The organism is Pseudoselenomonas caprae (assembly GCF_008271345.1).
Lineage (GTDB): Bacteria > Bacillota > Negativicutes > Selenomonadales > Selenomonadaceae > Selenomonas_A > Selenomonas_A caprae.
On the sequence record NZ_VTOZ01000010.1, the window covers coordinates 14,234 to 39,092 of the forward strand.

Genomic DNA, 24,859 nt, shown 5'->3' on the forward strand with positions numbered 1-24,859 from the left:
TTACTCTCAAATTTTATATCCTATAAGTCTTTTTACTCTAGGCTTTAACATATCAATGCAATCATCAATAATACCTTTTTTTGCGACATTGTAATTCACAACATATTGCCCACCAAACTGCCTTACAATATTTTCTATCCCTTCAATATTAGAACCTTCAAAATCAAATTCACGCGTATACTGTTGCGCAAATTGTATTTGTCTCCAATAAATCAAACTTTTACTGCCTGATCCTCTATATTTAGGATCACTTCCTGACATCAATGCATATGCACGATTATTATCAAAAATCATAAACGCCGACACCTGAATATTCCCTTGTAAATCTTTAGCCGTAAACATATGTCCACGCTTATTTTTATTAGCGACTTCTACAATATCCCGAACTAACTTATTGGACAATGGATTATTTCGACCTTGATGCTCATAAGTCTTATTCATCACACTAATGAGTATATCTGGATCGACCTCCTCTGAAACACGACACGTTTTTTCGCATTTTTTTATATTCTTCTTTACTTGCTTATGAAAATTACTAAACACAATATCAAGATTTTCCAAATTTGTTATTCTATACGAAAATGAAGGCTCATAGCGAAATCCATGCCATCTATACGGTAAAATATAGTCATTTCTATTATCCATACATATTTGAAAACTTTTATAAGCAGGTAATTGTGCCAGTAAACAATTTATAATCTCTTTTTGCCTGCTAAGCTGACAATTTCCTTTAATTTTCTCTCTGAGATTAGGTACCATCCATGGACCTAATGTCTGGGTAAGTTTCGGCATGAATATAGAATGTCCATTATAGCAATATGGCAATCGCGCTATAACCTTGCCATGTTCTTTCACAACCGATTCCGACCAAAATCCTGGTGCCACTATATCCAGCCACCAGGGTTGCTCAAAAATACTATTTGCATAAGGTGTTTCTATCATCTTTCCTCTCTACTTTCCAATTCTAAAACAGCATCTTTATACGATATAAACTTATGCCCCTACATTTCTAAAACCAGTTTGTATATTAGCATCGACACAACATTCAATAGCATCTACCTCTAGATACAACAATCCCACCATATATACTTATAGAACCAACACCTATAGACAATATCCCCCATGCAATCAATGCTATTTCTATGTCAAAGCCACTATATCCACTAACGCCTATACCTATAGCACTACTTACAAATCCTAAAAATTGTATGTAAATATATTTCTTTTGCTGCCTTGCAATAATATAAACATTACTCAGCGGCGAAGATATTAAGCCCAACGCCGTCATTGGCAACAACACCTGAATATACCTCCCAGCTTCCTCCCATTGATTACCAAACAAGATAGGAATAATAACAGGCGATAATACAAACAAAAGGCCACAAATAATACATGAATATAATGCGCAACACCGCAGGGTTTTACGATAAAGCATCTCACATTCATGGTATTTCCTATATAATGAGCTTGCTTCTTGGCGAAAAACATCCCCTACAGACTTCGCTATCAGTCCTGCAGGCGCAGCTAAACACTGTGTAGCTAACGAATAATAACCTGTTGCTATTGTTCCCCAAAACGCAGCTACAAGGAAAGGAATAACCTGGTTCTTAGCCGTATCAACAAATCCACCTAACATTAAATATTTTGGAAAATCAATATATTCATTTCCTAGTTTCACTATACCGGTTAATGACAGCTTTCCACTATATTGATGTAGGTCATTAATAATGTGATGCGCATAATACAATATTTCAAATCCACGCGCCAACAAGATAGACAATACCAGTGATGATAATGGCATTTTTATACCACTTAATCCAATACACATAATCAAGTATCCTGTAGGAAATAATATTAATCCTTTTGATGCAATTGCATATTTCTCCTCTCGAACCAACCATGCATAGCTAAGCATATACCAACATATTTCAATAGCATATAATGGCATAAATATTACATCCAATTTTTTTAAACCTGAAGCGGCTATCATTTCCTCATTAAACACAATTATTCCTATAAATATTAACAAAGAACCAAATACGGATAATGCGCCAGCGAATATTAATAAATTTGCAGCTTGAAAACGATAACGCGGCAATGTAATAGCAAGTTCATACCTACCAGTTGCTATCGAAGCCAATAAGCTAGCCCCCGAAATGAACAACTGCTGTATTCCTAAATCTTCCACTGTATACAATCGAGAAACAATCAACATCGAAAGCACCCATAATCCCTGCGCACCAGCACTTCCCATGAATACCTTCAAAATATTTGCATAAATCTTTTCTTTCATTATTAAAGAAGCTCTATCTTACTCCGTTCATCTATAAATTTCATCGCATTTTTCGTATCAAATACCACCTTGGCATTTTTCTGAACGAATTCATAATCTACATTTGTATGTGCAGTGGTTACCACTACAATATCAGCATTCTCCAGCAGTTCTTTCGTAAGCTCCGTTTCGCCATGGTGCACTTCGCCTTTGAACTTGTAGCTGGACACCCAAGGATCGTAGAACGTAACCTCTGCCCCACGTTTGTTGAATTCTTCTATAACGTTTAATGCTGGGCTCTCACGATAGTCGTCTATGTCCTGTTTGTAGGCTACACCGAGAATCAACACCTTGGCATTTTTGATACTCTTACCAAAACGATTGAGAATTTCGCCAGCACGGAGCACGGTGTATTCTGGCATTCTATCGTTAATCATGCCAGAGGCCTCAATCATAGAGGTATGGAAGCCATATTCTCTTGCCTTCCAGCTAAGGTAGTACGGGTCAAGCGGAATACAGTGACCACCAAGTCCCGGACCTGGATAAAATGCCTGGAATCCATACGGTTTTGTTTTGGCAGCGTCTACGACTTCCCACATGCTGATTCCCATCTTGTGACAAAGCATGGTAAGCTCGTTAACCAGACCGATGTTCACATTACGATAGGTGTTTTCGAGAATTTTCTCCATCTCGGCTACGGCGGGAGAAGAAACCTCATGAATATCGCTCTGCAGGATATGACGATATACATCGGCGATAACTTCCGTAGCATCTTTGCCGATACCGCCGACAACCTTCGGCGTGTTCTTTGTCTTGTAAATCAGATTACCTGGGTCAACACGTTCCGGAGAAAAGCCCAGATAGAAGTCTTCACCGCATTTGAGGCCGGACCCATCTTCCAAAATGGGTCTTAGCAGTCCTTCTGTGGTGCCGGGATAGGTAGTGGATTCCAATACTACAATGGTGTCCTTGGTCAGATGCTTGGCAATAGCTTCGGCACTGCTCTTCACATAGCTGATATCCGGCTGCTGATGCGCATCCAATGGGGTAGGCACACAGATAGCAATGAAATCAACATCCTTCACAAATGAAAAATCTGTCGTAGCTGTAAGTTTACCTGCCTTTACCAGCTCAGCTAGATCTTTGTCTACCACGTCGCCAATATAGTTCTTGCCAGCATTTACCATATCCACCTTAGCCGACTGCACGTCAAAGCCGATCGTCTTGAATCCAGCCTTAGCCTTTTCCACAGCCAGCGGCAAACCTACATAGCCAAGGCCTACCACACCACAAGTCAGTTCGCGATTCTTGATTTTATCTTTCAGTTTTTGTTTATCCATGCTACCTTCTCCTACCCTCTGTATTTTCGTCAGTGTTCCTCAACACAAGCAAAAATTGTGTCTTCCAACGTCTTCGTCAAGCGGTTAAAATCATACTTCTCAGCTGCTCGCAATGAATTGTTGCAGTAATTGCTGTATTCCTCGTCACTAAGCGCCGCCATTCTTTCTATAGCATCAGCTATTTCTCTGGCATCGCCACTGCTGACATTTACTCCGGCATTTTCCTCCAAAACAGGATTGTACTTGCAATCAAAATCAGTCAATATTGGTTTCCCAGCCGCAAAATAATCGAATATCTTGTTAAAACTAATCCCGTACCTAAAAATAGCCGATCCACTATTATGAGCAAAATTCAAATCTGCACAACTGACGATATCTGGAATAAACCTTTTCTCTACAGCTCCCATAAATTTCACATTACTTATGGATTCCGCTTTTGCTCTAGCTATCAGCTCATCCATTTCTTCTCCCTTGCCAAAGATTAGAAAAACTATATTTCTATCAATCAGCAGCTTAGCAACGTCTAATATCTTCCCGACATTATTTACTCGCCGTATTGAGCCAGTATAAACTACCTTGAATTCATTTTTATTTTCGAGTTCTGCAAAAGCATTTCTGTAGTTATCTTTGTTGTAATGGAATTCGCCTAAATCCACACCATTATTGATATGTATTACCTTATATTCAGGAATCTCTTTTTGCCATTTTTGTTCTCGTATATAATCATAAGCGCCCTTCATCGAAAAGATTATTCTATCCGCGTTTTTATACGTCCATTTTTCTAACCACCGCAACAAAACTACAGCAGGATTTCTTTTAGTCATCAATCCATATGCTACTAGTGTTTCAGGCCATAAATCCGTTATCTGCGCGATTACCTTGCATCCATATCTTTTTGCAAATCTTATCCCCTGTGCGCAAGCGAATTGCGTCATAGAAGTAGCAATAATAATCTGCGGCACTTGATATTTTCTAAGGACCTTAGGCAATTTATAGGCAAATTCCAGCATATTGTATATTCGCTTTATGCCATTGCCATGATAGCTAGTACACTTTATGGCTATATAACGAATACCATCGGCATATAATTCTTTATAGGAACTATTATCTTCAATTAGATTTATAGAAGAATTATGCACACTGCTAGCACAAAAAATCGTTACATCATGCCCTTTTTGCAGCAAACATCTTGCAAAATTGCGCTGTCGGGCAAGTGGATAATATTTTACGGGAACAGAATAATGATCTATAATCCATATATTCACGTATTACGACCTTCCATTCTCATTTATAAATAGGCGTAAGCCAGCCTTGATATTTACTATCTCGTCCCGAGACAACTGATCGATACTTTGCTAAAAGTTTACTTGTAAGGCTTTCCTCGCTGTATTCATACTTATATCTATCAATGGATAATATAGGAGTTATCTCCATTGCAGAGCCGCACAAGAATGCTTCATCACTAGCATACAATTCGGTTCTGTCCACGCTGCGCTCTTGTACTTCAATGCCTAACTCTTCTGCGAGTTTTATAACAGTATCACGAGTGATGCTTTCGAGTACACTATCCGTTAACTGCGGCGTAATCAAACGTCCATCTTTTACCAAGAATAAACACGAGCCTGGCCCCTCGGCAACCTTTCCTGCCTCATTCAAAAAAATACATGTATCATAGCCATTCCGCAGGGCCTCTCTCTGTCCCATCCGACTATTGATATAGTTAGCTCCACACTTTATCCGCGGAGATAAGGTATTGTCACTGATTCTGCGCCAGGAGGCAACACAACAATTGAGGCCCTGTTTATTGTATTCCGCACTGGTATTTCCTCTTGGAATCGGTGCTACAAACATCTCCACAGGACCATCGCTTCCCCACGAACCGAAACCATCCACAAACAACGTCTGCCGGACAGAAACATTTTCCGTGTACTCATTGGCACGTACCACATCAACTAGCGCCTTTTCAAAATCCTCTTTCGTGTATTTGCAATCCAGCTGTAATAGCTTTGCAGATTTTGCCAACCGTTTATAATGGTCAGCCAACCTAAATGCATATAATTGTTGCTGTGTTTCATTCCAGTAACATGGAATCCCCTCGAACACATTCAAGCCAAACTGCGAGGTCGGTGCCAAGACATTTATCTTGGCATCATTTACATTCAGTATTTCCTGCTTAAACCATATATATCTGTTCGCTACATCCGTTTTCATATCTCTGCCTCCACATATCATCCTTCATCATCTGGTAAATGCGCCAAACGAATGATTTCTGCTTCCTCACGTGCAGCTGCTTCACTATCAGTCAATGTCTCATCACATTTACTTTCGTAGATATCCTGACTCTTCACGACCTTCAATACAGTTGCTATCATCAGCCAGCAATCGTACAGGACTCCATATTTTCTGAAATTATCTATATATTGATTGTCATAGACGACTTTCTCTTCCCAAGAAATATCATTCCTGCCTTTTACCTGAGCCAACCCTGTCAGACCAGCCTTCATGACAAAGCGCCGTTTATATTTACGGTTTAGTGTGTCAAAATCGCCCAGTTCATATGTAACACAAGGCCTTGGACCAACTAATGACATATCGCCAAGAAAAATATTAAATAGTTGCGGCAACTCATCGATACTGCTATTCCGCAGTTTCCTGCCTATTCGGGTAACGCGCGGATCATTTTCATAGTTAAAAAGGCCAGATCCCATTTTCTCTGCATTTACCACCATCGATCGGTATTTATACATATTGAAAATACGTCCATCCTTTGTACGGCGTCCTTGCTTAAAGAGTACCGGCCCATCAGAATCTGACTTTATGGCCACAGCTACCACTATCCATACAGGTATCAGCAATAATATTGCCAGTCCAGATATGAAAATATCGAGTATCCTTTTCAAGCATAAATTTAGTATCTGCATAACCATCCCTTAAAAGTTGAACGTATGAAATATATCATCAAAGGTTTCGCCACGCTTGACAACCTCCGGTGACTCACTAGTAATATCTAATACTGGAAAATTCGGCAGGATGAATGGTGGCTTCATAACCAATGAATATGACCCACAATTGCTTATCACTACAGCATCTCCTACAGCCAACTCACCATTATAATTCCGATATAGAACATCTCCTTCTATGCAGGTAAAGCCTACAATATCCATATTGCTATAATGCGTCTGATTCTCTCCCATCGATATAATTGCCAAAGGAGGATTAACCCCTGCCATACTGATATTCTTTTGACTGCCTAGCACTGTAGCGATATTCTTCCCCCGTATATTCTTAATGGTTTTCACTGTGCCGACAAATTTCATGCAATCGCCAACCAGTGCTGATCCAGGTTCAATAACTAATTCCGGCTTACAATCTTTTTCTCGATAATAATCTGCGAAAAATGGAGCTACAGCATTGGCATAGTCTTGATATGATGGTATTTTCCCTGCAAACTGTGCTTTCAGCGAATCTTCCATCTTGCCATATAATCCGCCACCGATATCAATGCGCTGCGGCTTTAATTCATATTTAGCAATGATAGCAAGCATTCCTTTGGCTCTAGACGGCCAATATTCAAGCGACCGCTTGGCAAAATGACACTGCAAGGAAACGAATTCCAGATTGTCAATCTGTTTTATCGCTTCTATGGCTCTTATAAACTCATCACTATCTGCATCAAAACCAAAACGTGAAAGTACCTTGTCACCTACATCGAAATTACACCGCAGACCTACACGTAATTTCTTATCCGGGACTTGAGCAGCAATAGCGATAATTTCTTCCATTTCATACCAGGAATCAATATTTACCTCTACTCCCATTTTTATGTACTTTTCTAAATGTGCTCTGCTTTTTATAGGGCCATTCCAAATGATATTCTCCGGTGCTACGCCTATTTTCAAGGCTAACTCCAGTTCCATTTCCGAAACAACTTCTGCATATCCAGCATAATCAGCAACAATTTTGCATAACTTAGGCGTATAATTTGTCTTGTAGGAATAAGCAATATTAACCTTAGGATAAATAGATGAAAAAGCTGCTTTTAATTCCTGGTAATTGTTCTTAAAAGCTACCGAATCCAGCAGATAAAATGCATCACCATATTCTTTTCTTAGTCTTCTAAGTGTTGTTCCTGTCAATTCCATTATTTAGCCCCTGCCTTCATCTCTGTTATCCTGCGAACAATTTTCACCACAGATTGACGATTTCGTTCAAAGTCCTCCTGTGATTGCTTATCAAGCTGCATCTCGTAGTCCCTTAGCATTTTCATATTTTGCGCAAACACATCATCTATTTCCTCTATCGTGGAATATTGCTGAGCATTACAAAAACTTCGCGACAAAATGGCTCGTGTCGATCCCAGCCTATAATGCTCTTGAATGATTTTCTCTGCGGGGAGTTCGCCACACCCCAAGCGAGCAATACCACCAAAGCCATAGGGAATTTGAGATTTGCTTATTCTTTTACAGATAGACTCCACAGTTCCATTGGCCAATAACTCAAACATGAAGTCAAGTTTATAGCTCAAATGCAAATCATTCAGACCAATATGGATTTCATCGATACCGCCCAACGCTAATACAGCATCAAGGCATTCAACAGCTTCTTTCGTTTCCAGCAAAAGAACCGTTTTACATCTTTTGTTTACTATGTCCAGGAACTTCTGCACATCCTCTACAGATTTCCACATGGGAAGCATGATTAAATCTGCGCCTGCAGCAATCACAGCATTGATTTCTTTTTCAGATCCAGCATTCAACGGATTTACACGCACCAGCATTTCCGATTTGTTCAAAAATGGCACAATTTTTTCTATATCTTCTATAGAATGATGAGATTTTACCGAATCTATATGGCCTTGCCGTTCTTCTTTGCCTAAGGTTTCTAAATCCACCCAAACTCTATCTACGCCATATTTTTGTGCAATAACCGCCACCTGGGGGTTATTGGTTATATACATTAACTTCAATCCCATCGCTATCATCCTCAGTTTTCTTGTAATTGCTTGCTTTTATATGTCGGTATCATATGTTTTAGGGTAGCCAGAATTACTTGCTTATCCGTAGTTTCTCGGAGAACACACAGACTTTCGGATAACTCCTCTTCATCTAACGGCTGAATCTTTGCCTTGAAGATTTTCTTATGCTTGGTGCTAGTCGTACCTTCTTCACTGGTTAATAGTTCCTCATAAAGCTTTTCCCCTGGACGTAGCCCCGTGTAAACGATATTGATATCTTTGCCTGGGGTAAGTCCGTGCAGCCTTATAAGGTCCTCTGCCATATCTTTAATCTTCACGGGTTCGCCCATATCAAAGAGAAATACCTCTCCCCCTTCAGCCTGACTACCAGCCTGCAAGACCAGTTGTACCGCCTCGGGAATAGTCATAAAGTATCTGGTCATTTCCTTGTGGGTGACCGTTACCGGGCCACCTTGTGCAATCTGCTTTTCAAAGAGTGGCACCACACTGCCGCGGCTGCCTAGTACATTGCCAAATCTTACCGTTACGAATTTCGTCTTGCTGTGCTGGTTGATTTCCTGCAATACTAGTTCTGCTGTACGCTTCGTTGCTCCCATAACGCTGGTCGGATTTACTGCCTTATCGGTAGAAATCAGCACAAAAATCTCAGCATGATTCTGATCTGCCAGCTCTGCCACATTCTGCGTACCAAAGACATTGTTGCGGATTGCCTCATCCGGCTGGATTTCCATCAACGGAACGTGCTTGTGAGCGGCTGCATGGAACACAACCTGAGGCTTGAAGCGCTGAAAAATCCTTGCCATGCGCTCCCTATCTGTGATATTGGCAATCACCGTACGATAATTTTGTTCAGGAAATTTCCGTATCAACTCTTGATGAATCTCATAAATGCTGTTTTCCCCACGTCCCAAGAGAATTATTTCTTTGGCTCCTACCCGACTGATCTGACGGGATATCTCTGAACCAATACTTCCACCCGCACCAGTGATGAGGACAGTTTTGCCAGCTATATAGTTGGTGATTTTCTCAAAATCCAACTTGATAGGATCACGACGCAGCAGGTCTTCAAGGCTTATTTCCCGCATTTCCCCCATATCGAGCTCACCATTGACCATGCTGTAGATACCTGGCATGATACAAACTTGAGCCCCTGTGGAGCGGCAAGCATTATCGATATGACGAATCGTAGCGCCATCCGCAGACGGAATCGCAATAACGATTCTGTCGACGGCCTTCACCCTTACGATAGACGCCAGCTCATCTACAGTGCCCAATATGGGGAAACCTGCCAAACGACCATTTTGCTTCTTCGCATCATCATCGATAAACCCTACAATGTTGGTAGTCGCCGCACTATTCTGCTCGAGTTCCCGCACTAACATCGCACCAGCATCACCAGCCCCTACAATCAGAAGATTTTTACGGTCTCCCTTCAATTCCGTGACAAGATCTAGATTGACCTTGAACATCAAGCGGCTAGCACCAATCCCTCCCAGTGTCAATATCCAGGTAATGATAGGGATACTGCGCGGCATATACGTTCCTGTCAGCACAACGATGATAAAAATCAAAGCCTGCGATAAAGAAACCGCACCGATAAGAGCTACCAAATCCCGCATACGTGCATAATGCCAGATTCGATGGTACATCCCATAAAAATACGAAATCACCAAACAGATAGGCACCATCCAGAAAATACACCCCTGTATGGATGCGAGCTCCCTAGCCGGCAGCGTTCCTTCAAACCGTAGCATAACAGCCAATATCGGCGCTATTGCAAAAATAATTGCATCAATCAATATTAATTTGAACTTGTCACGAATACGCTGTAAAAAATCCATTTCTTAGCCCTCTATCAATCTGCTCTTCGCTTATCCTCCATATTACTGAGTGCGTATTCACAGCACTGCCGTACCAGATTATTCACCGACACCTTTTCACGGTCAGCTACTTTAGCCAACTCCTCCAGCAATGGTGCTGGTAAACGAAACGTCTTATTTACCATTTCTTCAGACTGCTTTACTTCAAACACTATTTTCTTCCCCTCGTACTCTGCATAAAAAGTTGCATTTTGTTTCCTATATTTACATCATGTTTCACATTGCAACTCTTATTATATGTTTCATTACGAATCAAGTCAACGTTTTGCATTTCATTATGGCACAAAAACGTTTTTTTCATAAAAGTTTTCATATAATAGTAGGTAGATTTCTGAATAAGGTCGTGATGAATATCAATAAACATCTGCTGGAATGGCGCGAATTGCACGATTTGAAACAACAGCAGGTTGCCGATGCGATTGGCGTCAGCCGTTCTACCTATGCAAACTACGAGGCCTGCAAGCGTTCACCGGACATCGAGACGCTGACAAAGCTGGCCGATTTCTACGGCATATCGCTTGATGCACTGGTCGGTCACAAAACGAAACAGTCCGACGAAGCATCGCTACCACCACTGGCCAGACGGATGCTGCAGAGTTTCGACAAACTCTCCAAGCGGATGCAGGAACGCTATATCGCTCATATGGCATTGGATGTGGAGATTGAAACTGTAACGGACGTGCCGAAAATTTTATACGATACTGTGGCCGAGAAAAACACAAAAAAATAGGCATTCCGATTCATTAAAAATCGAAATGCCTATTTTTTCTTTCAAACGAACTTAATATAGTGTAAAATATACGATGTATTTGTAACCATTGTATTGCACAGTAAAACACTTAACTGTATACAGGAGGATATCACAATGCAAACACTTGGATTCATTGGCATGGGCAATATGGCGCAGGCGCTGGCTGAAGGTTTTATCAAGGCAGGGGCTATCGATAAAGCGAAGGTCTTTGCTTTTGCACCGAATCAGGAGAAGCTGCAGAAGAACAGCACGCGCATCGGCTTTACGCCGTGCGCGACGCTGGCTGACCTTGCTGCCGCAGCTGATACGCTCGTCATGGCCTGCAAGCCGTATCAGATCGAATCCGTACTTGCCGATCTCGGCAATAAGCTCGATGGCAAGGCGCTGATTTCGATTGCTGCCGGCTGGGATTACGCCAAGTATCAGCAGCATCTAAAGACCGCAACGCGCCTGCAATTCGTCATGCCGAATACCCCCGCCATGGTTGGCGAGGGGGTGCTATTGTTTGAGGAAACAAATTCGCTAGACGCTGGCGAGCGTGCCGAAATCATGCAGCTTTTTGCCGCCGTCGGGCTTGTCCAGGAACTGCCGAGTTCGCTTATGGGCATTGGCGGCACGGTCACGGGCTGCGGCCCGGCTTTTGTCGACCTCATGATCGAGGCCTATGGCGATGCGGCAGTAAAATACGGCATGAAACGCGCTGATGCCTATCGGCTGATTTCCCAGATGATTCTCGGCTCGGCTAAATTGCAGCTCGCCACCGGCGAGCACCCGGGCGTACTCAAGGATAACGTCTGCTCCCCAGCCGGCACCACCATCCGCGGCGTCACGGCACTGGAGGAAAACGGCTTCCGCAATGCCTGTATAAAATCTGTTGAGGCTATTATGGAGCGCTGAAAATATTCGCATACAGAAAAAACCGCAGGGTAACCACTCCCTACGGTTTTTTCGCATAGCTTTATTCGAATCATTTAGCTGGTTTTAGTATATCAATTTTACACAAAAAGTCAAGCTATGCTATAATATCGTTGCCGTGTGTACCTTTCTCCCAGAAAAAAGAGAAAGGAGGCATAGACTTGTTCGAATCATTTATAGTCTCTGTCCTGGCAGGCGTAACCAGCTACTACATCTGCAAATGGCTGGATAAGAGACTCTAATACGCATGGCAGCCTCAGTGCCGAAGAGAATTAACCAACTCTTCTCATGCACTGAAGGGGTTGTGACAAAATGCGAAAGCATTTTGTCACAACCCCTTTTTTATTTCTTCCTTTGTCCGTAGTAGGCATTCGGGCCGTGCTTACGCAGGAAGTGCTTGTCGAGCAGGGCCTGCGGCATGGGGTCGCGGTCGCCGGTGAGCATTTGCGTGTGGAAGGCCATCATGGCGACTTCTTCAAGCACGACGGCATTGTGGACGGCATTCATGCAGTCCGTTCCCCAGCAGAACGGGCCGTGATTCTTGACGAGAACAGCAGGCACATAGTCGGGATTGATGCCGTACTTCTTGAAGCGTTCTACCGCGACAACACCGGTATTATACTCGTACTCGCCCTGGATTTCTTCCTCGGTCATATCACGGGTGCACGGAATCTCGCCATAGAAATAGTCGCCCTGCGTCGTGCCATAGGCGCGCACGCCCTGTCCTGCCTGAGCAAAGATTGTCGCCCAGCGCGAATGGGTATGCACGACACCGCCGATATGGGGAAATTCCTTATAAAAGATACGATGGGTCTCGGTATCCGAGGAAGGATTGAGCTCCCCTTCGACCTTGTTGCCTTCAAGGTCAACGACAACCATATCCGCAGGTTTCAGCACATCGTACTCCACGCCTGACGGCTTGATGACGAACAGGCCTTTCTCACGGTCGATGCCTGAGACATTGCCCCAGGTAAAGGTAATCAGATGATGCTTTGGCAGCAGCATATTGGCTTCATAGACTTTTTGTTTGAGTTCTTCAAGCATTATATTTCCTCCCCGTTCATTCCGTCAGCTCGTAGCGCGCGATTTCATTGGTCTCGCGGTTCGCGCCGATGATGATATCCTTGCCTTCATAGATATAGTGTAGCACATTCGCTGCGCCGCGGCCACGGTCGAGCTCCTGAGCTTCATAGCCATCTTTCCCATAGGTAAAGGCCAGCAGCAGCCGATCGCCCTTGCGGCTGCGCAGAGAAAATGGTCCTTGCCTTGATAGTGTAGCATGGCCAGCGAATAGCATTTCTCAGCTTGGCCACAAGGGCTATAGCCTTCTGCATGATTTCGAGGCTGCGGTCCTGTTTCTGCCTATCGGGGCATCCCAGCGGGAATTTGCGATGGCCGCTCAGGCAAATGGAGCGGAAGGGCCCCCCTGTCGCGCGCATGGCAGCGCGCACTGCGTCAATCTCGCCATCGGTCATATCGAGCCGCGCCAGTTTCGCATCGGTCATACCCGAAGCACATGCAGCGATAACTTTCAATTTAGCCATTTTGAAGCACTCCTTTATCGTTATAAAAAAGATTGTCTACGGTTAATCAATGACGACCTGATCGACAGGCACGCCCTGTTTCTTAGCAAGGATTTCCTTATATTTGTCAAAATCCTCGGCAATGACGAAGTAGGTATCCTTGTTGCGCTGGTAGAGGATCTGTGGAATAGCCAGCAGCAGGATGACTACCGCTGCTACACCGACGTACTGCAGATTCTCCATGATGACGCCGATGAATGGCCAGACTGCATCCCAGTCGAAGTTGCCATGCCAGCCACCGAAGTTGCCCGTCGTGAAGTGATAAGCGGCAAATGGACTTCATCATCAGTAGCTGCCAATACCACAAAGATGCGGGCATCTTTTTCCGGGTCATCCGGATCGAAGCTTACGGGCTTTTCCGTCTTCATGAAACACATAGCCGTGCCATTTACGCCGCGCCCGCGCTCTGCATGCGGGATGCAGATATCCGGAGCGATAACGATGTAGGGCCCAAGCTCTTCGACTTTCTCGATAATGATTTCCGGATATTCCTTTTCGATGGTACTATCAGCCAAAAGTGGCGCACAAGCTGCCCGGACGGCGTCCCGCCAGTCAGCAAAACCTTCATGGAACGAATAGTGCTTAGTCTCGACAAATTCTTTAAATATGGTAGTCCTCTCTCTTCCTTACAGGCAGGAACGGAACGGAATGCAATGCGGACGAAATAAAAAACCTCCGCGCCAACGGCGTGGAGGTCATCGAGATAAACGAAATTCTTTAAGACTTGGCTGCGGAATGCTTTTCCGCAGCTTTTTTGTCTTTGTGTTCCTTATTCCATTGTTGTTCGTATTTCTTTTTGGCATCTGCCTTTTCTTTTTGCACTGTCTTATAGTCTTTTTCACTGACAGACTGCAAATATTCTTCGGGAATCACACGGAAAGCCTTCGGCTGCAGCCGATAGAATTCCTGATAATTGGCCAGGGCATCAGCCTGCTGGCCAAGCTCCTCATAGATCTGCGCACGCATAAACCAGACATACGGATTCGCCTTATCGATAGCTTCAGCCTGTGCTAAATCAGCCAGTGACGCCTCCGTATTTCCCATCATATGATAGACATCCGCCCGGTTCAGATAGTTATAGACATTCTTGCTATCCATAGTTACGGCTTTGTCTAAATCTTGAAGTCCCGCTGTAAAATCTCCGGCAACGGCCCGGGCGCGGCCGCGGATCGCATGATTTTCCGCTTCATTCTCGGGATTATGCGCAGCAAAGACGCGGCGCATCTGGAACAACGCACGCTCGCCCTGCCCATAGTCGCTATACATATCACCATTTTCCCGCATTTTCTTGACAAACTTGGCACTAGCAGCCAGCACTGCTTCGCGCTCACTCTGCAGCACCTGTTGTCTTGCCTGTGCCGAAGCTTTCATCTTCGTACGGGCACCGCTCGTCTTCTCTCCGTCATAGGCCGTTGTCACGAGCGCCTGCAGGCGCGCACCAGCACGCTCCGTGCGCAGGAATTTCTGCAGGGCCTGATTGACACGCGTATCTGGCAGACATGTCACCGTGCCATCGCCATCTGCGCGGAAATTCCAGCCAGCTGGCGAATCATAGTCATGAAAGGCCTTGGCAATCGCCCCAGCCACGAAATAAGCATTTTCCAAAGTATTATCATAATCACCATCCCAATCAACGCTCAACAGTTTTTCGCCATCGATATAGATGTCCTTACGGTCTTTGACCGTCACATGACCGCAGCCATAATCGGTCATCATCTGTGCCAGCTTCTGCTCGCGTTTATCCGTATCGGGATGGTCGTTATAGTTTTCCTGCTCCTTGAGTTTCGGGTCAGGGTCCTGGTATTCGAGGACATTCTGCGTCTCATAGGTCAGATAGCGGGCCATGCGGGCCATGGCCGCTGCGCCGCCGCCCGGATTGAATCCGGCACTCGTCATGATATAGAAGCCGCCTGCATCGGCATCGTACTCCGTCGGCAAGGTCACGTTCTTGGCTATCGAATAATTGGCCAGCGCATTGAGCTTGTTCCAATCTGCCACGCCCGTATCCATATTCAGGAAAGCCATGCCATAGTACTGAGCCACGGCTTTGGCGTAGTTATGCGCGCTATGCTGCTCGATGCCATGCGTCATCTCATGGGCCAACACTGCGGCGAGCTCATCGGGCTCCAGGTTCAAGCCGCGCACGAGTGCCTTGTTGACGCTCACATAGTTCGTGGGATAGCAGGCCGCATTGAAATCCCTGCTGTTGTTGACCGTCCAGCAGAACGGCAGGCTATTGGCCTTCAATACATAGTCGCCCTGCTCCACCAGCTGGCGCATGACACTGTCGACCACCTGCACATCGTTGCGGTTGGGGTCGATGCCATTCTGCTGGATATCCTGCCGCTGGCTCTGGATCTGCGCCTGAGCATCATTGCCGAGCGCAAGGATACTCGACAGGCTCGACTGATAAGCTCCGAGCACCCCGAGAGCCTGTGCGGCAATGGCCCAGGCATCTGCCGCCTCAGCCTTCGGCAACGGCGTGAGCCATGTGCCAGCCATCATGACACCCGACAGGACCATAGCCGTCAGGCAACGTTTCCAGCGCTTGGTATAACGCAAGGAAATCACCTCATCTCTTTTGGAATCTATCCTTATTTTAGCACAGGCGGCTTGAAAAAATCGTGAGAACGCGAAAAAACTTTTACTTTTTGTCTTTTCCGTAACCTGAGTTACATACTCTTTTCATAATGACCGATTATAATAAACTTGTCGATGAGAGATATACCTGGTAATCCCCCAGGGGTACGATCTCATTGGCGTCCCTAAACAAGAAGGTTTTAATCCCACCCTTCTTGCTTCCCATTTCTCAAATTTTTTATCATCCCTTCCCAGGAAGCCCGTGAAGTACAATCCCACTTCACGGGCTTCCTCTTTTTATGCCCCTCTGCTTATTTTCATTATTGCTGAATAATTATCTTAATTTTCATACTATGCCTAAATAGAATCGAACCAATCAGCCTGGGCTATTGAAAAAATACTGAATTTTATTTATGATAGAAATATAATAAATTGTAATAACAATTTGTGGAAATCATTCTATTGCTTCATATCATAAAAGGAGGCGCATGTATCTTGGACAAGATGAGTAAAGAAGCACTTGCCGTCAAGCGGGCCGAGCAGGCCTTTGACCGCAAGCGCCGGACTATCGGCCTGTTCGGCGGACCCATCCTCGCACTCTTGGTCTTTCTGACCCCGATTGCAGGACTGACCGTACCAGCCCATAAGCTGCTGGCAATCATGGTACTCGTGGCTATATGGTGGATCACAGAGCCCGTACCCATTCCGGTCACCTCGCTCATCGGACCGACATTGGCGGTCGTGACTGGCGTCGTGCCAGTCGGCACTGCGTTTGCCGCCTTTGCGAACCCGATGATCTTCCTGTTCATGGGCGGATTCATCCTGGCCAAGGCCATGATGACCCATGGCCTCGACAAGCGCTTCGCCTATTGGCTGCTCTCGCGCTCCTGGGTCGGCTCGAACCCCAAGCGTATCTTCCTGGCCGTCGGCCTTGCCGCCGCGCTCTGCTCAGGCTGGGTCAGCAACACGGCTACGGCAGCCATGATGTTCCCGATCTGCTTGGGCCTTTTGACCTCCATCAAGGAGATGTTTGCCGCCAATGGCCGTGAGATCGACCTGCACGAATACAAATACGCTACGGGCCTCATGCTGATGACAGCCTACTCTTGCTCGATTGGCGGCGTATTGACGCCTATCGGCACACCGCCGAACCTCATCATGCTCGGTTTCCTTGACCAAATGTGTGACATCCATATATCATTCTTTGAGTGGATGACCTGGGGCTTCATCGCGATGGTCGTCTATTTCGTCATTGCGGCCTTCGTACTGTCGCGCATGTTCCCGGCTGATGTCGAGCGCATCGATGGCGCGGATACCTTCATCAAGAACAAACTTGCCGAGCTTGGCGGCTGGACACTCGCACAGAAGAACACATTATTCTGCTTTATCGTGGCCGTTACCCTCTGGGTAACGCCGGGCATCCTCTCGATTTCCCTTGGCAGCACCGATCCGACACTCAAGATGTACAACAGGCTGTTCCCGGAAGCCGTCGCTGCCATGGCCGGTGCTCTTATCCTGTTTGTCCTGCCGGTCAACTTCGAAAAGCGCCAGTTCACACTCAAATGGCAGGAGGCCATGGAAGGTATCGAATGGGGCACGCTGATCCTGTTCGGCGGTGGTCTGGCCATGGGGGGCATGATGTACAAGACCGGCCTTTCGCAGTGGGTCGGTGACCTCATCGTCAGCTCGATGGGCGGTGCTCCGTCACAGGTTGGCATGGTCGCAATCTTCTCCGTCATGGCCTTGCTGCTCTCTGAGCTCACGAGCCATACAGCAGCTACGAACATGATTGGCCCACTGGCCATCACAGCAGCCGTATCGGCTGGCCTTAGCCCGGTTCCGGTATCGGTCGGCATTGCGCTGGCGGCATCACTCGGTTTCATGCTGCCAGTATCGACACCGCCCAATGCCATTGTCTATGCATCGGGCTATATCCCCATCACTAAGATGATCCACACAGGTGTCATCATCGACGTCGTCGGCATCGCCTGTGTCACGATTCCGCTGGTTATCTACTTCGTCAGCTGGGTCGTCGGCTAAAAGCCTGCCTTGACAAAAATCCCCGCGCGGCGTAAAGTAGAGGCAAAACGATACACGGGAGCCTGCAGACAGGCTGAGAGGAAGTTATGCACTTCGACCGCACCTGATTTGGATAATGCCAACGTAGGAAAGTATGCAAAAAGATTCACAGGGACTATCCGAAATGGATAGTCCCTGTTTTTGTTGCCCCAAAGGAGGAATATCGATGTCACTAAGTCTCTGCCAGAACAACATCACCAAAGCCTGTGCGTTACGTAAGGCCCTGCCCCTCTATGCCATCACTGACCGGCGCTGGCTGGGCGATAAGCCCCTTGCCCAGGCGGTAAAAGAAGCCCTGCTGGGCGGTGTTACCATGATCCAGCTGCGCGAAAAAAATCTGGACACGGACTGCTTCCTGCAGGAGGCCCAGAGAATCAAAGCACTATGCCATGCTTTTAACGTCCCCTTTATCGTCAACGACAATATCGGCATAGCTCTGGCCTGTGATGCCGACGGCGTACATATTGGCCAGCAGGACATGGCGGTAAAAGAAGCCCGCGCACTGCTAGGCCCGAATAAGATTTTAGGCGTTTCCGCCAAAACCACCGCCCAAGCCTTAGCAGCCGAAAACGACGGCGCCGACTACTTAGGCGTGGGGGCCGTCTTTCCCACCGATTCCAAGGCTAATGCCAGCGAAATAAGCCACAACGAACTGCAACGGATCTGTGCCGCCGTCTCTATTCCCGTAGTGGCCATCGGCGGTATAAATGAAAAAAATATCTCTAAGCTGCAGCATAGCAGCATATCCGGCGCTGCGGTCATCTCCGCCATCTTTGCCGCCCCGGATATACGAGCAGCAGCCACCCGGCTCCGCCAGCGTCTTTCCGCTCTCCTCACCAAAACTGCCTTGACCATTGCCGGCAGCGATGCCAGCGGCGGCGCTGGTATCCAGGCTGATCTGAAAACCATGTTGGCCTGCGGCGTCTACGGCATGAGCGCCATCACCGCCCTGACGGCCCAAAACACCACCGGAGTAGCTGGTGTATCCCCCTCTACTCCAGATTTTCTGTCCGCGCAGCTGGACAGCATCTTTGACGATATCTTCCCCGACGCCGTGAAAACCGGCATGGTCTTTTCCACCCCCCTTATCGCTGTGATTGCCGGCCGGCTCCGCCATTATCAAGCCAAAAACATCGTGGTGGACCCGGTTATGATTGCCACCAGCGGTGCCCATCTATTGTCCACAGATGCGATTACCGCCTTAAAGGAACAATTATTCCCTCTAGCGACGCTGATAACCCCGAACCTTAAGGAAACCGAAGCGCTGACCGGACTTTCGATCGCGAACAAGGCAGATATGGAAACAGCCGCCCGGAAACTCCAGGCGGCTTATGGTTGCAACGTACTATGCAAAGGCGGTCATCGCCCAACCGATGCCGATGATCTGCTCTATACAGCTGACGGCCCCTTATGGCTGCCCGGCCGACGCGTGGACAATCCCAACACGCATGGCACTGGCTGCACCCTGTCTGCGGCCATCGCAGCCCACTTAGCCAAGGGATACAGCCTGCCCCAGGCCGTACAGGCAGCCAAGGACTATCTAACGGGAGCCCTAACGGCCGGCCTCAATCTCGGCCATGGCGCTGGCCCTTTACATCATGGCTGGCAACTCTGTAAATTCCCTTGATATTTTCAGCTTATCCGATAATCTTGAAACGATTGGATGGTCCCGGCCTTGATGCCGTCAATCAGTTCACCGATTACCCGCGGATCAGAGTAATCAAGCGGCAGGAAGCAGGAGTCAGCCTTGTTATAATACTGGCGTACATCATTTTCCACCACCTGCAAATCCTGGCGGAACTTCAGCCGGCGCGCCTCGTAGTCACGCCCGGAACGGATATAGCCGCCACAAGTAACGATTCCCCAGAGGATGAAGAACAACGACCAGCCGACCTGCGGCATAAGACCTGCACCATAGAGCATCATATACACCACCACGGTAGCCAGGCAGCCGCCCAGCATCCAATGCATAAGCGATGGTGCCTGCCATTTCATCTGCATGAGCCAGAGATCTTCCATGACACCATATTTGCCACGGTTATGCAGGAAATACTCACGCAGCCGCTGCAGCTCCTGGAGCAGGCAGGCCTTATCAGCAGGCACCGCCGCCAGCTCTTTGAGCTTCACTTTTTCGCTTGCCGGCTGTTCTTCCTTATCATCAGCCGGTTCTGCACAGAAGGGACATAATCTTACGCCCTCATCCAATACCTTGCCACACTTTCTGCAAATCATCGTTCTTCCTCCTTTCTTCATAATAATTCAACTATCTTCCTTGAATAGTTTTGGGAAAAATCAACGATTTGAATTTCTTCATGGTACTTCTATTGGTAACTTATAATATTCGCTATCAAAACGAAATCCCCTGCTTTCGCAGGGGATTTTTTTACATATTTCTACATAAATCGCTTATTTTGTGCGGAATTTGCCAACACTGTCCTTGAGCGAATCCGAGAAGGTCGACAATTCATTGCTCGATGCCGCACACTCCTCAGAAACCGCCGAGTTGTCCGTGACAACGCCGAGGATATCGCGGGAGAGGTTGTTCACCTGCTCCATCATCTTCTGCTGTTCAAGGCTCTGCCGTTGCAATTGTTCGATAACCGTATTGACCGCTTCGGTATTTTCGGTAATCCCTGACAGAGAATCAGCTGCCGTACCAACGACTTTCGTGCCGCTCTCGATTGCTGCCAGGGCCTTGTTGATGAGCATCTGGATGTTCTGAGTGCTGAGTGCCGACTGTTCGGCCAGCTTGCGTACCTCCTCTGCGACCACGGCAAAGCCGCGGCCAGCCTCGCCAGCGCGAGCGGCCTCAATCGAAGCATTGAGTGACAAGAGCGACGTCTGCCCCGTGATCTCATCGAGCGTCCCAAGGATCGAGCGGATCTCCTCCGAAGCCGCGCTGATATCGTGCATGGCAGCCACGACATTATCCATCTGGCGGCGGCTCATCTCGATGCTGTCATTCGTCAAGCGGCTTGACTGGCGGGCCTGCTCGACAAAGGATTCCACTTTGGCATTCTCAGCCATTGTCGCATGGATCTTGTTCTGCAGATTCTGCACACTTTCATTCTGCGACATTGCGCCTTCGGCAAGGCTCTGGGAAACCTTCGATACTTCACCAGAGCTTACCGCTACCTGCTCAGCCATATCACCCATGCTTTCCATTTCCGCACAAAGTGTCTGGCGGATGTGGTTGATATTGCGCTGGATCGGCTCATAGTCACCAATATACTTCATATCGGTGGTCGTCACGAGATCACCAGCAGCCATCGTATTGAGATTCTTCTCGATATCCTGCACATAGCCGAGGATTGCCGTGCGCATCTTGTTCAAAAGCTCATACAGCGCACCGATTTCATCCTGACGCGGATAGCTGAACTTCTGCGTCATATGGCCGTTGGCCAGCTTATTGACACTGTCTTCCAGCGCCGCCAGCGGATTCACGACGCGCTCCTGGAACGTATAATAGACACGGCGCAGGACCAGACCTACCGCAGCAATGAAGCCCGCAAGCAGTACATACAGCAGTACCGCCATCACGTCGACCAAGGTCTGCGCAGCCTCGACCATCTCATTGGTCTTGCCAAAATACGTTTCACTGACCTCGAGCAGATGGGCCGGGTTCTTCGTCTGCTCATACTCGGCAATCGCCGGCTTCACCTCGTTTTGCCAATAGGTTTCCGCCGCATCGCGCTTACCAGGGAAACTGCCCAGATGCACCCGGCTGCCCAAATCCTTGAGCAGTCCCTCGATTTTCTGCGTTGTCTGGCTGGCATCAGCCCCGGCCAGCACCTGCTTGACAATGCGCTGCGAACCGCCGCGCACAACGCCGGCATCATTTACCACAGCAACATAACTTGTAAACAGGTACAAACTTATCCCTACGATAACTACTACACCAACGACAATGGCAAATACCCGTGCCAAAAGCCGTTGAATCAAATATGCAATGGTCTCTTGCTGATTCAATTCCTTCACGCTCCCTTTCCCTGTCTCTCGTTAGTTATACCTGCCAATAGTATAACAAAAAAATTCTCACACAGGTGTGACTTTTATCACATCTGTGTGAGAATTTTCTGTTTCCTTTTGTTTTTTAGTTTTTCACGGCTTGCTTGATTTCTTCGCGCGTGACTTTTCCCTCAGCCACGAGTTCATCAATCCATTTGCCATGATGTTTGGCCGCATAGCTGGCCTTGACCGTACCATCGCACATGCCCTGCATCGAATCGGGATTGACGCCCAGCGCCAGATAAATATGACCGATAGCAGCAGCAAAACCAAAGCCAGCGCAGATGCTGTGCAAGGGAATCATCCAAGTACGGATGGCCGGGCTAACAAGCCCTTCGCCAAACCAGAGCACAGCGCCCGATATGACGAGCAGCGCCCAGATGACAGCCTGCAGCAAGATGTTCATCTTCTCGCCGCCGTTGTAGAAGCTCTGGGGCGGGATGCCCTCGGGTTCCTTGCCGATGAGCTCAGCCGGGAACTTCTGGTTGAAGACGATATCATCGCGGCCAAAGCTCAGGACTTCCTTGACCAGACGGCGGATGCCATCATGAGCCGTTACCAGGCCGATAATCGGATTAGCAATGAATATGACGGCAAAGACGCGATGTGCGTATTGCAGCGTCGCGGCACCGAACATGTCATACAAGAACCGGAAGGTATCCGTATAAAGCGGCAGTGCCGTCAGGAATAACAGGAAGAAGCTGATGGCATTGATCCAGTGAAAATAGACAAAGCCCATCTTATGACGCTTGATGTATTTCTTATTTACGAGCATCTTATTTCCCCTCCTTCTTGCTGGTCATGCCTTTCAGTGCTGCCATACCGAGCACGCCAACGATGGCACCAGCTCCGGCCAGCTTGCCGAGCGGACGCACGACATCCTTCCAGAGATTGATGGAATCTGGCGTCTGCGGATTTTCCGGCAGATTATAGACCGACGGTTTTTCCGGCAGTACATAGAGCATATGGATGCCGCCCACGCCTTGTGGATTGTAAACATTGGCATCCTGATGGCCTTCCTGCTTCAGGATTGCCACCCGCTCCTCGGCACGCCTGAGCATTTCCTCCTTCGTGCCGAAGCGGATTGCGTCAGCCGTGCAGGTCTTTGAGCAGGCCGGCTCCATACCTTCTGCGATGCGGTCAAAGCAGAGGTCACACTTCGTGGACTTGTTGGTCTCCTTGTTGACCTTCGGTACATCAAAGGGGCAGTTATGGGTGCAGTAGCCGCAGCCCACGCATTTTTCTTCATCGATGACGACAGCCCCATTGGGCAGCTTGTCGATGGCTTCCTCGGGGCAGCCCTTGGCGCAGGCCGGATCCGCACAGTGCATGCACTGGCGCTTGAAGAAATCCCAGTGGAATTTGCCCGCAGAATCCACGCGCTCGTTCATCTGGATGAGGTTCCAGGTCGTCGGCGTCAGCTCTTTATGGGACTGATACTGCCCTTCAAAGGGTGTTGACATATCGGCCGGCAGGTCGTGCCACTGCTTGCAGGCGACCATGCAGGCACGGCAGGCGCTGCAGCGTGCCACATCATGCAGCATAGCGATTTCTTGTGCCATTATAGTTCTCCTTTCATACTCGCAAATACACAGTTTTACGCATTGGCGAGCATTACGCTTCCTTTTTTCTGGAGACTTTTCTCCTCACCGAGAAAATCAAGATGGATTGTCGCCCAATCCCGCAAATAGACTTCTTCCTCGCCTTCCTCATTATATGTCTTGAGGTAAGCATGGCATTTGTCGCAGACATCGAGGCGCATAGCTTCTTCGCCCTCAGGCTCTAAGATATGCATTTCCTTGAGATCCTCATTGCCGCAGTAGACACAGCCAATGCGGGCATAGGGCCAGACGGTATGGCAGCCATCGCAGACGAGCACACGGGCGCGGCCCTCCTGCTCCTTGCGCAGCTGCGCCAGCACCGGCTGGCGCCCGCAGACCGGGCAGTAATTACGTTTCCAGCCGATCCCCTGCCAGAAAACTGGGTCTTTGAGCTCGGCGGGAACCAAGACTTCGACCAGCTGCCAGCCCAGCGTGCGAACCAGCACCTCATTGAGCTTGTTGTCCGCTGCAAACTGCTGGATTTCTGCATCTTCCTGCCGCAGCAGATAGTCGAAGAACTGCTGGATCTCCGTGAGTTCAGCTTCCGCCGTCCAGCTCTGCCAAGCCTTGAGGGCGGCTTTCATCATATCTGGCGCTTCTATCTCTTTGAGTGCTTCGAGGCAATCGCCCAGCGATACTGCGGCCACTTTGACCATCGTACGCTGCAGCTGCGGCTGCTGCAAAAGCGGCATGCCGTCCTTGACAAGTTCTGCAATATCATCCTTTACAGGAAAGGAAACCGGCGAGACTGCACCTGTAAGGATTTTCTCCATAGCAAGCTGCAAGTTAGCCGTTTCCGCGAGGAAAGGGTGTTTCTTCAGATATTCATCCATCGGTGATTTCTTGGCGGTTTTCATAAAAGTCTCCTAATATCA

24 protein-coding genes and 1 riboswitch are annotated in these 24,859 nt (G+C 47.6%); of the genes, 4 read left to right on the forward strand and 20 right to left on the reverse strand.

Annotated features, from left to right (window positions below):
* Positions 1-6: 6 nt before the first annotated feature.
* From FZ041_RS06110 to FZ041_RS14435, 10 genes are all read right to left on the reverse strand, one after another.
* The gene (locus FZ041_RS06110; protein WP_149188931.1) at positions 7-942 is read right to left on the reverse strand and encodes a GNAT family N-acetyltransferase; all 936 of its coding nucleotides are present in this window, start codon (positions 940-942) and stop codon (positions 7-9) included.
* A gap of 103 nt (positions 943-1,045) precedes the next feature.
* Positions 1,046-2,293: a lipopolysaccharide biosynthesis protein gene (locus tag FZ041_RS06115; protein WP_149188932.1), complete on the reverse strand. Its 1,248-nt coding sequence runs from the start codon at positions 2,291-2,293 to the stop codon at positions 1,046-1,048.
* A gap of 2 nt (positions 2,294-2,295) precedes the next feature.
* A complete protein-coding gene (locus FZ041_RS06120) occupies positions 2,296-3,612 on the reverse strand; it encodes a nucleotide sugar dehydrogenase (RefSeq protein WP_149188933.1) in 1,317 nt (438 codons plus the stop codon).
* A 29-nt stretch (positions 3,613-3,641) separates the two neighbouring features.
* A complete protein-coding gene (locus tag FZ041_RS06125) occupies positions 3,642-4,877 on the reverse strand; it encodes a glycosyltransferase family 4 protein (protein WP_149188934.1) in 1,236 nt (411 codons plus the stop codon).
* A gap of 19 nt (positions 4,878-4,896) precedes the next feature.
* On the reverse strand, positions 4,897-5,823 hold the full coding sequence (locus FZ041_RS06130; protein ID WP_149188935.1) for a branched-chain amino acid transaminase: 927 nt from the start codon (positions 5,821-5,823) through the stop codon (positions 4,897-4,899).
* 17 nt (positions 5,824-5,840) lie between these two features.
* Positions 5,841-6,533, reverse strand: coding sequence for a sugar transferase (locus FZ041_RS06135; RefSeq protein ID WP_149188936.1), 693 nt, complete (start codon positions 6,531-6,533; stop codon positions 5,841-5,843).
* A gap of 9 nt (positions 6,534-6,542) precedes the next feature.
* Positions 6,543-7,754: an alanine racemase gene (locus FZ041_RS06140; RefSeq protein WP_149188937.1), complete on the reverse strand. Its 1,212-nt coding sequence runs from the start codon at positions 7,752-7,754 to the stop codon at positions 6,543-6,545.
* Positions 7,754-8,584, reverse strand: a complete 831-nt coding sequence (locus FZ041_RS06145) for an aldolase/citrate lyase family protein (protein ID WP_149188938.1) — start codon at positions 8,582-8,584, stop codon at positions 7,754-7,756. Before FZ041_RS06145 ends, FZ041_RS06140 begins: the two co-directional genes overlap by 1 nt.
* A gap of 11 nt (positions 8,585-8,595) precedes the next feature.
* Positions 8,596-10,428, reverse strand: coding sequence for a polysaccharide biosynthesis protein (locus tag FZ041_RS06150; protein WP_149188939.1), 1,833 nt, complete (start codon positions 10,426-10,428; stop codon positions 8,596-8,598).
* Between the two features lie 14 nt (positions 10,429-10,442).
* Positions 10,443-10,619 (reverse strand): hypothetical protein, encoded by a 177-nt coding sequence (locus FZ041_RS14435; protein ID WP_187626324.1) that lies wholly within the window; start codon positions 10,617-10,619, stop codon positions 10,443-10,445.
* A gap of 194 nt (positions 10,620-10,813) precedes the next feature.
* Between FZ041_RS14435 and FZ041_RS14440 the strand changes: the two genes are divergently transcribed.
* Together FZ041_RS14440 and proC are read left to right on the forward strand one after the other, a co-directional pair.
* On the forward strand, positions 10,814-11,197 hold the full coding sequence (locus FZ041_RS14440) for a helix-turn-helix domain-containing protein (protein WP_187626325.1): 384 nt from the start codon (positions 10,814-10,816) through the stop codon (positions 11,195-11,197).
* A gap of 135 nt (positions 11,198-11,332) precedes the next feature.
* Entirely contained in the window at positions 11,333-12,115 is a 783-nt protein-coding gene (proC, locus tag FZ041_RS06160; protein WP_149188941.1) for a pyrroline-5-carboxylate reductase, read from the forward strand.
* 360 nt (positions 12,116-12,475) lie between these two features.
* Here the strand turns inward: proC and FZ041_RS06170 are convergent, their stop codons facing one another.
* From FZ041_RS06170 to FZ041_RS06195, 5 genes are all read right to left on the reverse strand, one after another.
* The gene (locus tag FZ041_RS06170) at positions 12,476-13,177 is read right to left on the reverse strand and encodes an L-ribulose-5-phosphate 4-epimerase (RefSeq protein WP_149188942.1); all 702 of its coding nucleotides are present in this window, start codon (positions 13,175-13,177) and stop codon (positions 12,476-12,478) included.
* 143 nt (positions 13,178-13,320) lie between these two features.
* Positions 13,321-13,677 carry a hypothetical protein gene (locus FZ041_RS06180; protein WP_149188943.1) on the reverse strand — a complete coding sequence of 119 codons (357 nt, stop codon included), beginning with the start codon at positions 13,675-13,677 and terminating at the stop codon, positions 13,321-13,323.
* Positions 13,678-13,719: 42 nt separating this feature from the next.
* Entirely contained in the window at positions 13,720-13,899 is a 180-nt protein-coding gene (locus FZ041_RS06185; RefSeq protein WP_173372972.1) for a hypothetical protein, read from the reverse strand.
* The gene (locus tag FZ041_RS06190; protein ID WP_149188944.1) at positions 13,872-14,324 is read right to left on the reverse strand and encodes a PTS sugar transporter subunit IIA; all 453 of its coding nucleotides are present in this window, start codon (positions 14,322-14,324) and stop codon (positions 13,872-13,874) included. The genes FZ041_RS06185 and FZ041_RS06190 overlap by 28 nt, the downstream gene beginning before the upstream one ends.
* Before the next feature lie 109 nt (positions 14,325-14,433).
* Complete coding sequence (locus FZ041_RS06195) at positions 14,434-16,287, reverse strand: M48 family metalloprotease (RefSeq protein WP_439653964.1); 1,854 nt, start codon at positions 16,285-16,287, stop codon at positions 14,434-14,436.
* A 513-nt stretch (positions 16,288-16,800) separates the two neighbouring features.
* Here FZ041_RS06195 and FZ041_RS06200 point away from each other — a divergent pair.
* Both FZ041_RS06200 and thiD read left to right on the forward strand, forming a co-directional pair.
* On the forward strand, positions 16,801-18,336 hold the full coding sequence (locus FZ041_RS06200; protein WP_187626328.1) for an SLC13 family permease: 1,536 nt from the start codon (positions 16,801-16,803) through the stop codon (positions 18,334-18,336).
* Between the two features lie 44 nt (positions 18,337-18,380).
* Positions 18,381-18,484, forward strand: a riboswitch (TPP riboswitch).
* A gap of 57 nt (positions 18,485-18,541) precedes the next feature.
* Complete coding sequence (gene thiD, locus FZ041_RS14960) at positions 18,542-20,002, forward strand: bifunctional hydroxymethylpyrimidine kinase/phosphomethylpyrimidine kinase (protein WP_149188946.1); 1,461 nt, start codon at positions 18,542-18,544, stop codon at positions 20,000-20,002.
* Between the two features lie 5 nt (positions 20,003-20,007).
* Here the strand turns inward: thiD and FZ041_RS06210 are convergent, their stop codons facing one another.
* The 5 genes from FZ041_RS06210 to FZ041_RS06230 all read right to left on the reverse strand — a co-directional run bounded on the left by FZ041_RS06210 (position 20,008) and on the right by FZ041_RS06230 (position 24,841).
* A complete protein-coding gene (locus FZ041_RS06210) occupies positions 20,008-20,607 on the reverse strand; it encodes a hypothetical protein (RefSeq protein WP_149188947.1) in 600 nt (199 codons plus the stop codon).
* A 174-nt stretch (positions 20,608-20,781) separates the two neighbouring features.
* The gene (locus FZ041_RS06215; protein ID WP_187626326.1) at positions 20,782-22,344 is read right to left on the reverse strand and encodes a methyl-accepting chemotaxis protein; all 1,563 of its coding nucleotides are present in this window, start codon (positions 22,342-22,344) and stop codon (positions 20,782-20,784) included.
* Positions 22,345-22,468: 124 nt separating this feature from the next.
* Complete coding sequence (locus FZ041_RS06220) at positions 22,469-23,158, reverse strand: formate dehydrogenase subunit gamma (RefSeq protein ID WP_149188948.1); 690 nt, start codon at positions 23,156-23,158, stop codon at positions 22,469-22,471.
* A gap of 1 nt (position 23,159) precedes the next feature.
* A complete protein-coding gene (locus FZ041_RS06225) occupies positions 23,160-23,945 on the reverse strand; it encodes a 4Fe-4S dicluster domain-containing protein (RefSeq protein ID WP_149188949.1) in 786 nt (261 codons plus the stop codon).
* A gap of 35 nt (positions 23,946-23,980) precedes the next feature.
* Complete coding sequence (locus FZ041_RS06230) at positions 23,981-24,841, reverse strand: formate dehydrogenase accessory protein FdhE (RefSeq protein WP_149188950.1); 861 nt, start codon at positions 24,839-24,841, stop codon at positions 23,981-23,983.
* Positions 24,842-24,859 lie beyond the last annotated feature (18 nt).

Excerpts from the sequence above, each read along its gene's own strand:
- FZ041_RS06115 (WP_149188932.1), bottom strand. The coding sequence starts at position 2,293 with ATGAAAGAAAAGATTTATGCAAATATTTTGAAGGTATTCATGGGAAGT.
- FZ041_RS06185 (WP_173372972.1), bottom strand. The coding sequence starts at position 13,899 with ATGGAGAATCTGCAGTACGTCGGTGTAGCAGCGGTAGTCATCCTGCTG.
- FZ041_RS06110 (WP_149188931.1), bottom strand. The coding sequence starts at position 942 with ATGATAGAAACACCTTATGCAAATAGTATTTTTGAGCAACCCTGGTGG.
- FZ041_RS06180 (WP_149188943.1), bottom strand. The coding sequence starts at position 13,677 with ATGGCTAAATTGAAAGTTATCGCTGCATGTGCTTCGGGTATGACCGAT.
- FZ041_RS14440 (WP_187626325.1), top strand. The coding sequence starts at position 10,814 with ATGAATATCAATAAACATCTGCTGGAATGGCGCGAATTGCACGATTTG.
- FZ041_RS06170 (WP_149188942.1), bottom strand. The coding sequence starts at position 13,177 with ATGCTTGAAGAACTCAAACAAAAAGTCTATGAAGCCAATATGCTGCTG.
- proC (WP_149188941.1), top strand. The coding sequence starts at position 11,333 with ATGCAAACACTTGGATTCATTGGCATGGGCAATATGGCGCAGGCGCTG.
- FZ041_RS06200 (WP_187626328.1), top strand. The coding sequence starts at position 16,801 with ATGAGTAAAGAAGCACTTGCCGTCAAGCGGGCCGAGCAGGCCTTTGAC.
- FZ041_RS06135 (WP_149188936.1), bottom strand. The coding sequence starts at position 6,533 with ATGCAGATACTAAATTTATGCTTGAAAAGGATACTCGATATTTTCATA.
- FZ041_RS06230 (WP_149188950.1), bottom strand. The coding sequence starts at position 24,841 with ATGAAAACCGCCAAGAAATCACCGATGGATGAATATCTGAAGAAACAC.
- FZ041_RS06225 (WP_149188949.1), bottom strand. The coding sequence starts at position 23,945 with ATGGCACAAGAAATCGCTATGCTGCATGATGTGGCACGCTGCAGCGCC.
- FZ041_RS06120 (WP_149188933.1), bottom strand. The coding sequence starts at position 3,612 with ATGGATAAACAAAAACTGAAAGATAAAATCAAGAATCGCGAACTGACT.
- thiD (WP_149188946.1), top strand. The coding sequence starts at position 18,542 with ATGTCACTAAGTCTCTGCCAGAACAACATCACCAAAGCCTGTGCGTTA.
- FZ041_RS06150 (WP_149188939.1), bottom strand. The coding sequence starts at position 10,428 with ATGGATTTTTTACAGCGTATTCGTGACAAGTTCAAATTAATATTGATT.
- FZ041_RS06130 (WP_149188935.1), bottom strand. The coding sequence starts at position 5,823 with ATGAAAACGGATGTAGCGAACAGATATATATGGTTTAAGCAGGAAATA.
- FZ041_RS06145 (WP_149188938.1), bottom strand. The coding sequence starts at position 8,584 with ATGGGATTGAAGTTAATGTATATAACCAATAACCCCCAGGTGGCGGTT.
- FZ041_RS06140 (WP_149188937.1), bottom strand. The coding sequence starts at position 7,754 with ATGGAATTGACAGGAACAACACTTAGAAGACTAAGAAAAGAATATGGT.
- FZ041_RS06220 (WP_149188948.1), bottom strand. The coding sequence starts at position 23,158 with ATGCTCGTAAATAAGAAATACATCAAGCGTCATAAGATGGGCTTTGTC.
- FZ041_RS06210 (WP_149188947.1), bottom strand. The coding sequence starts at position 20,607 with ATGATTTGCAGAAAGTGTGGCAAGGTATTGGATGAGGGCGTAAGATTA.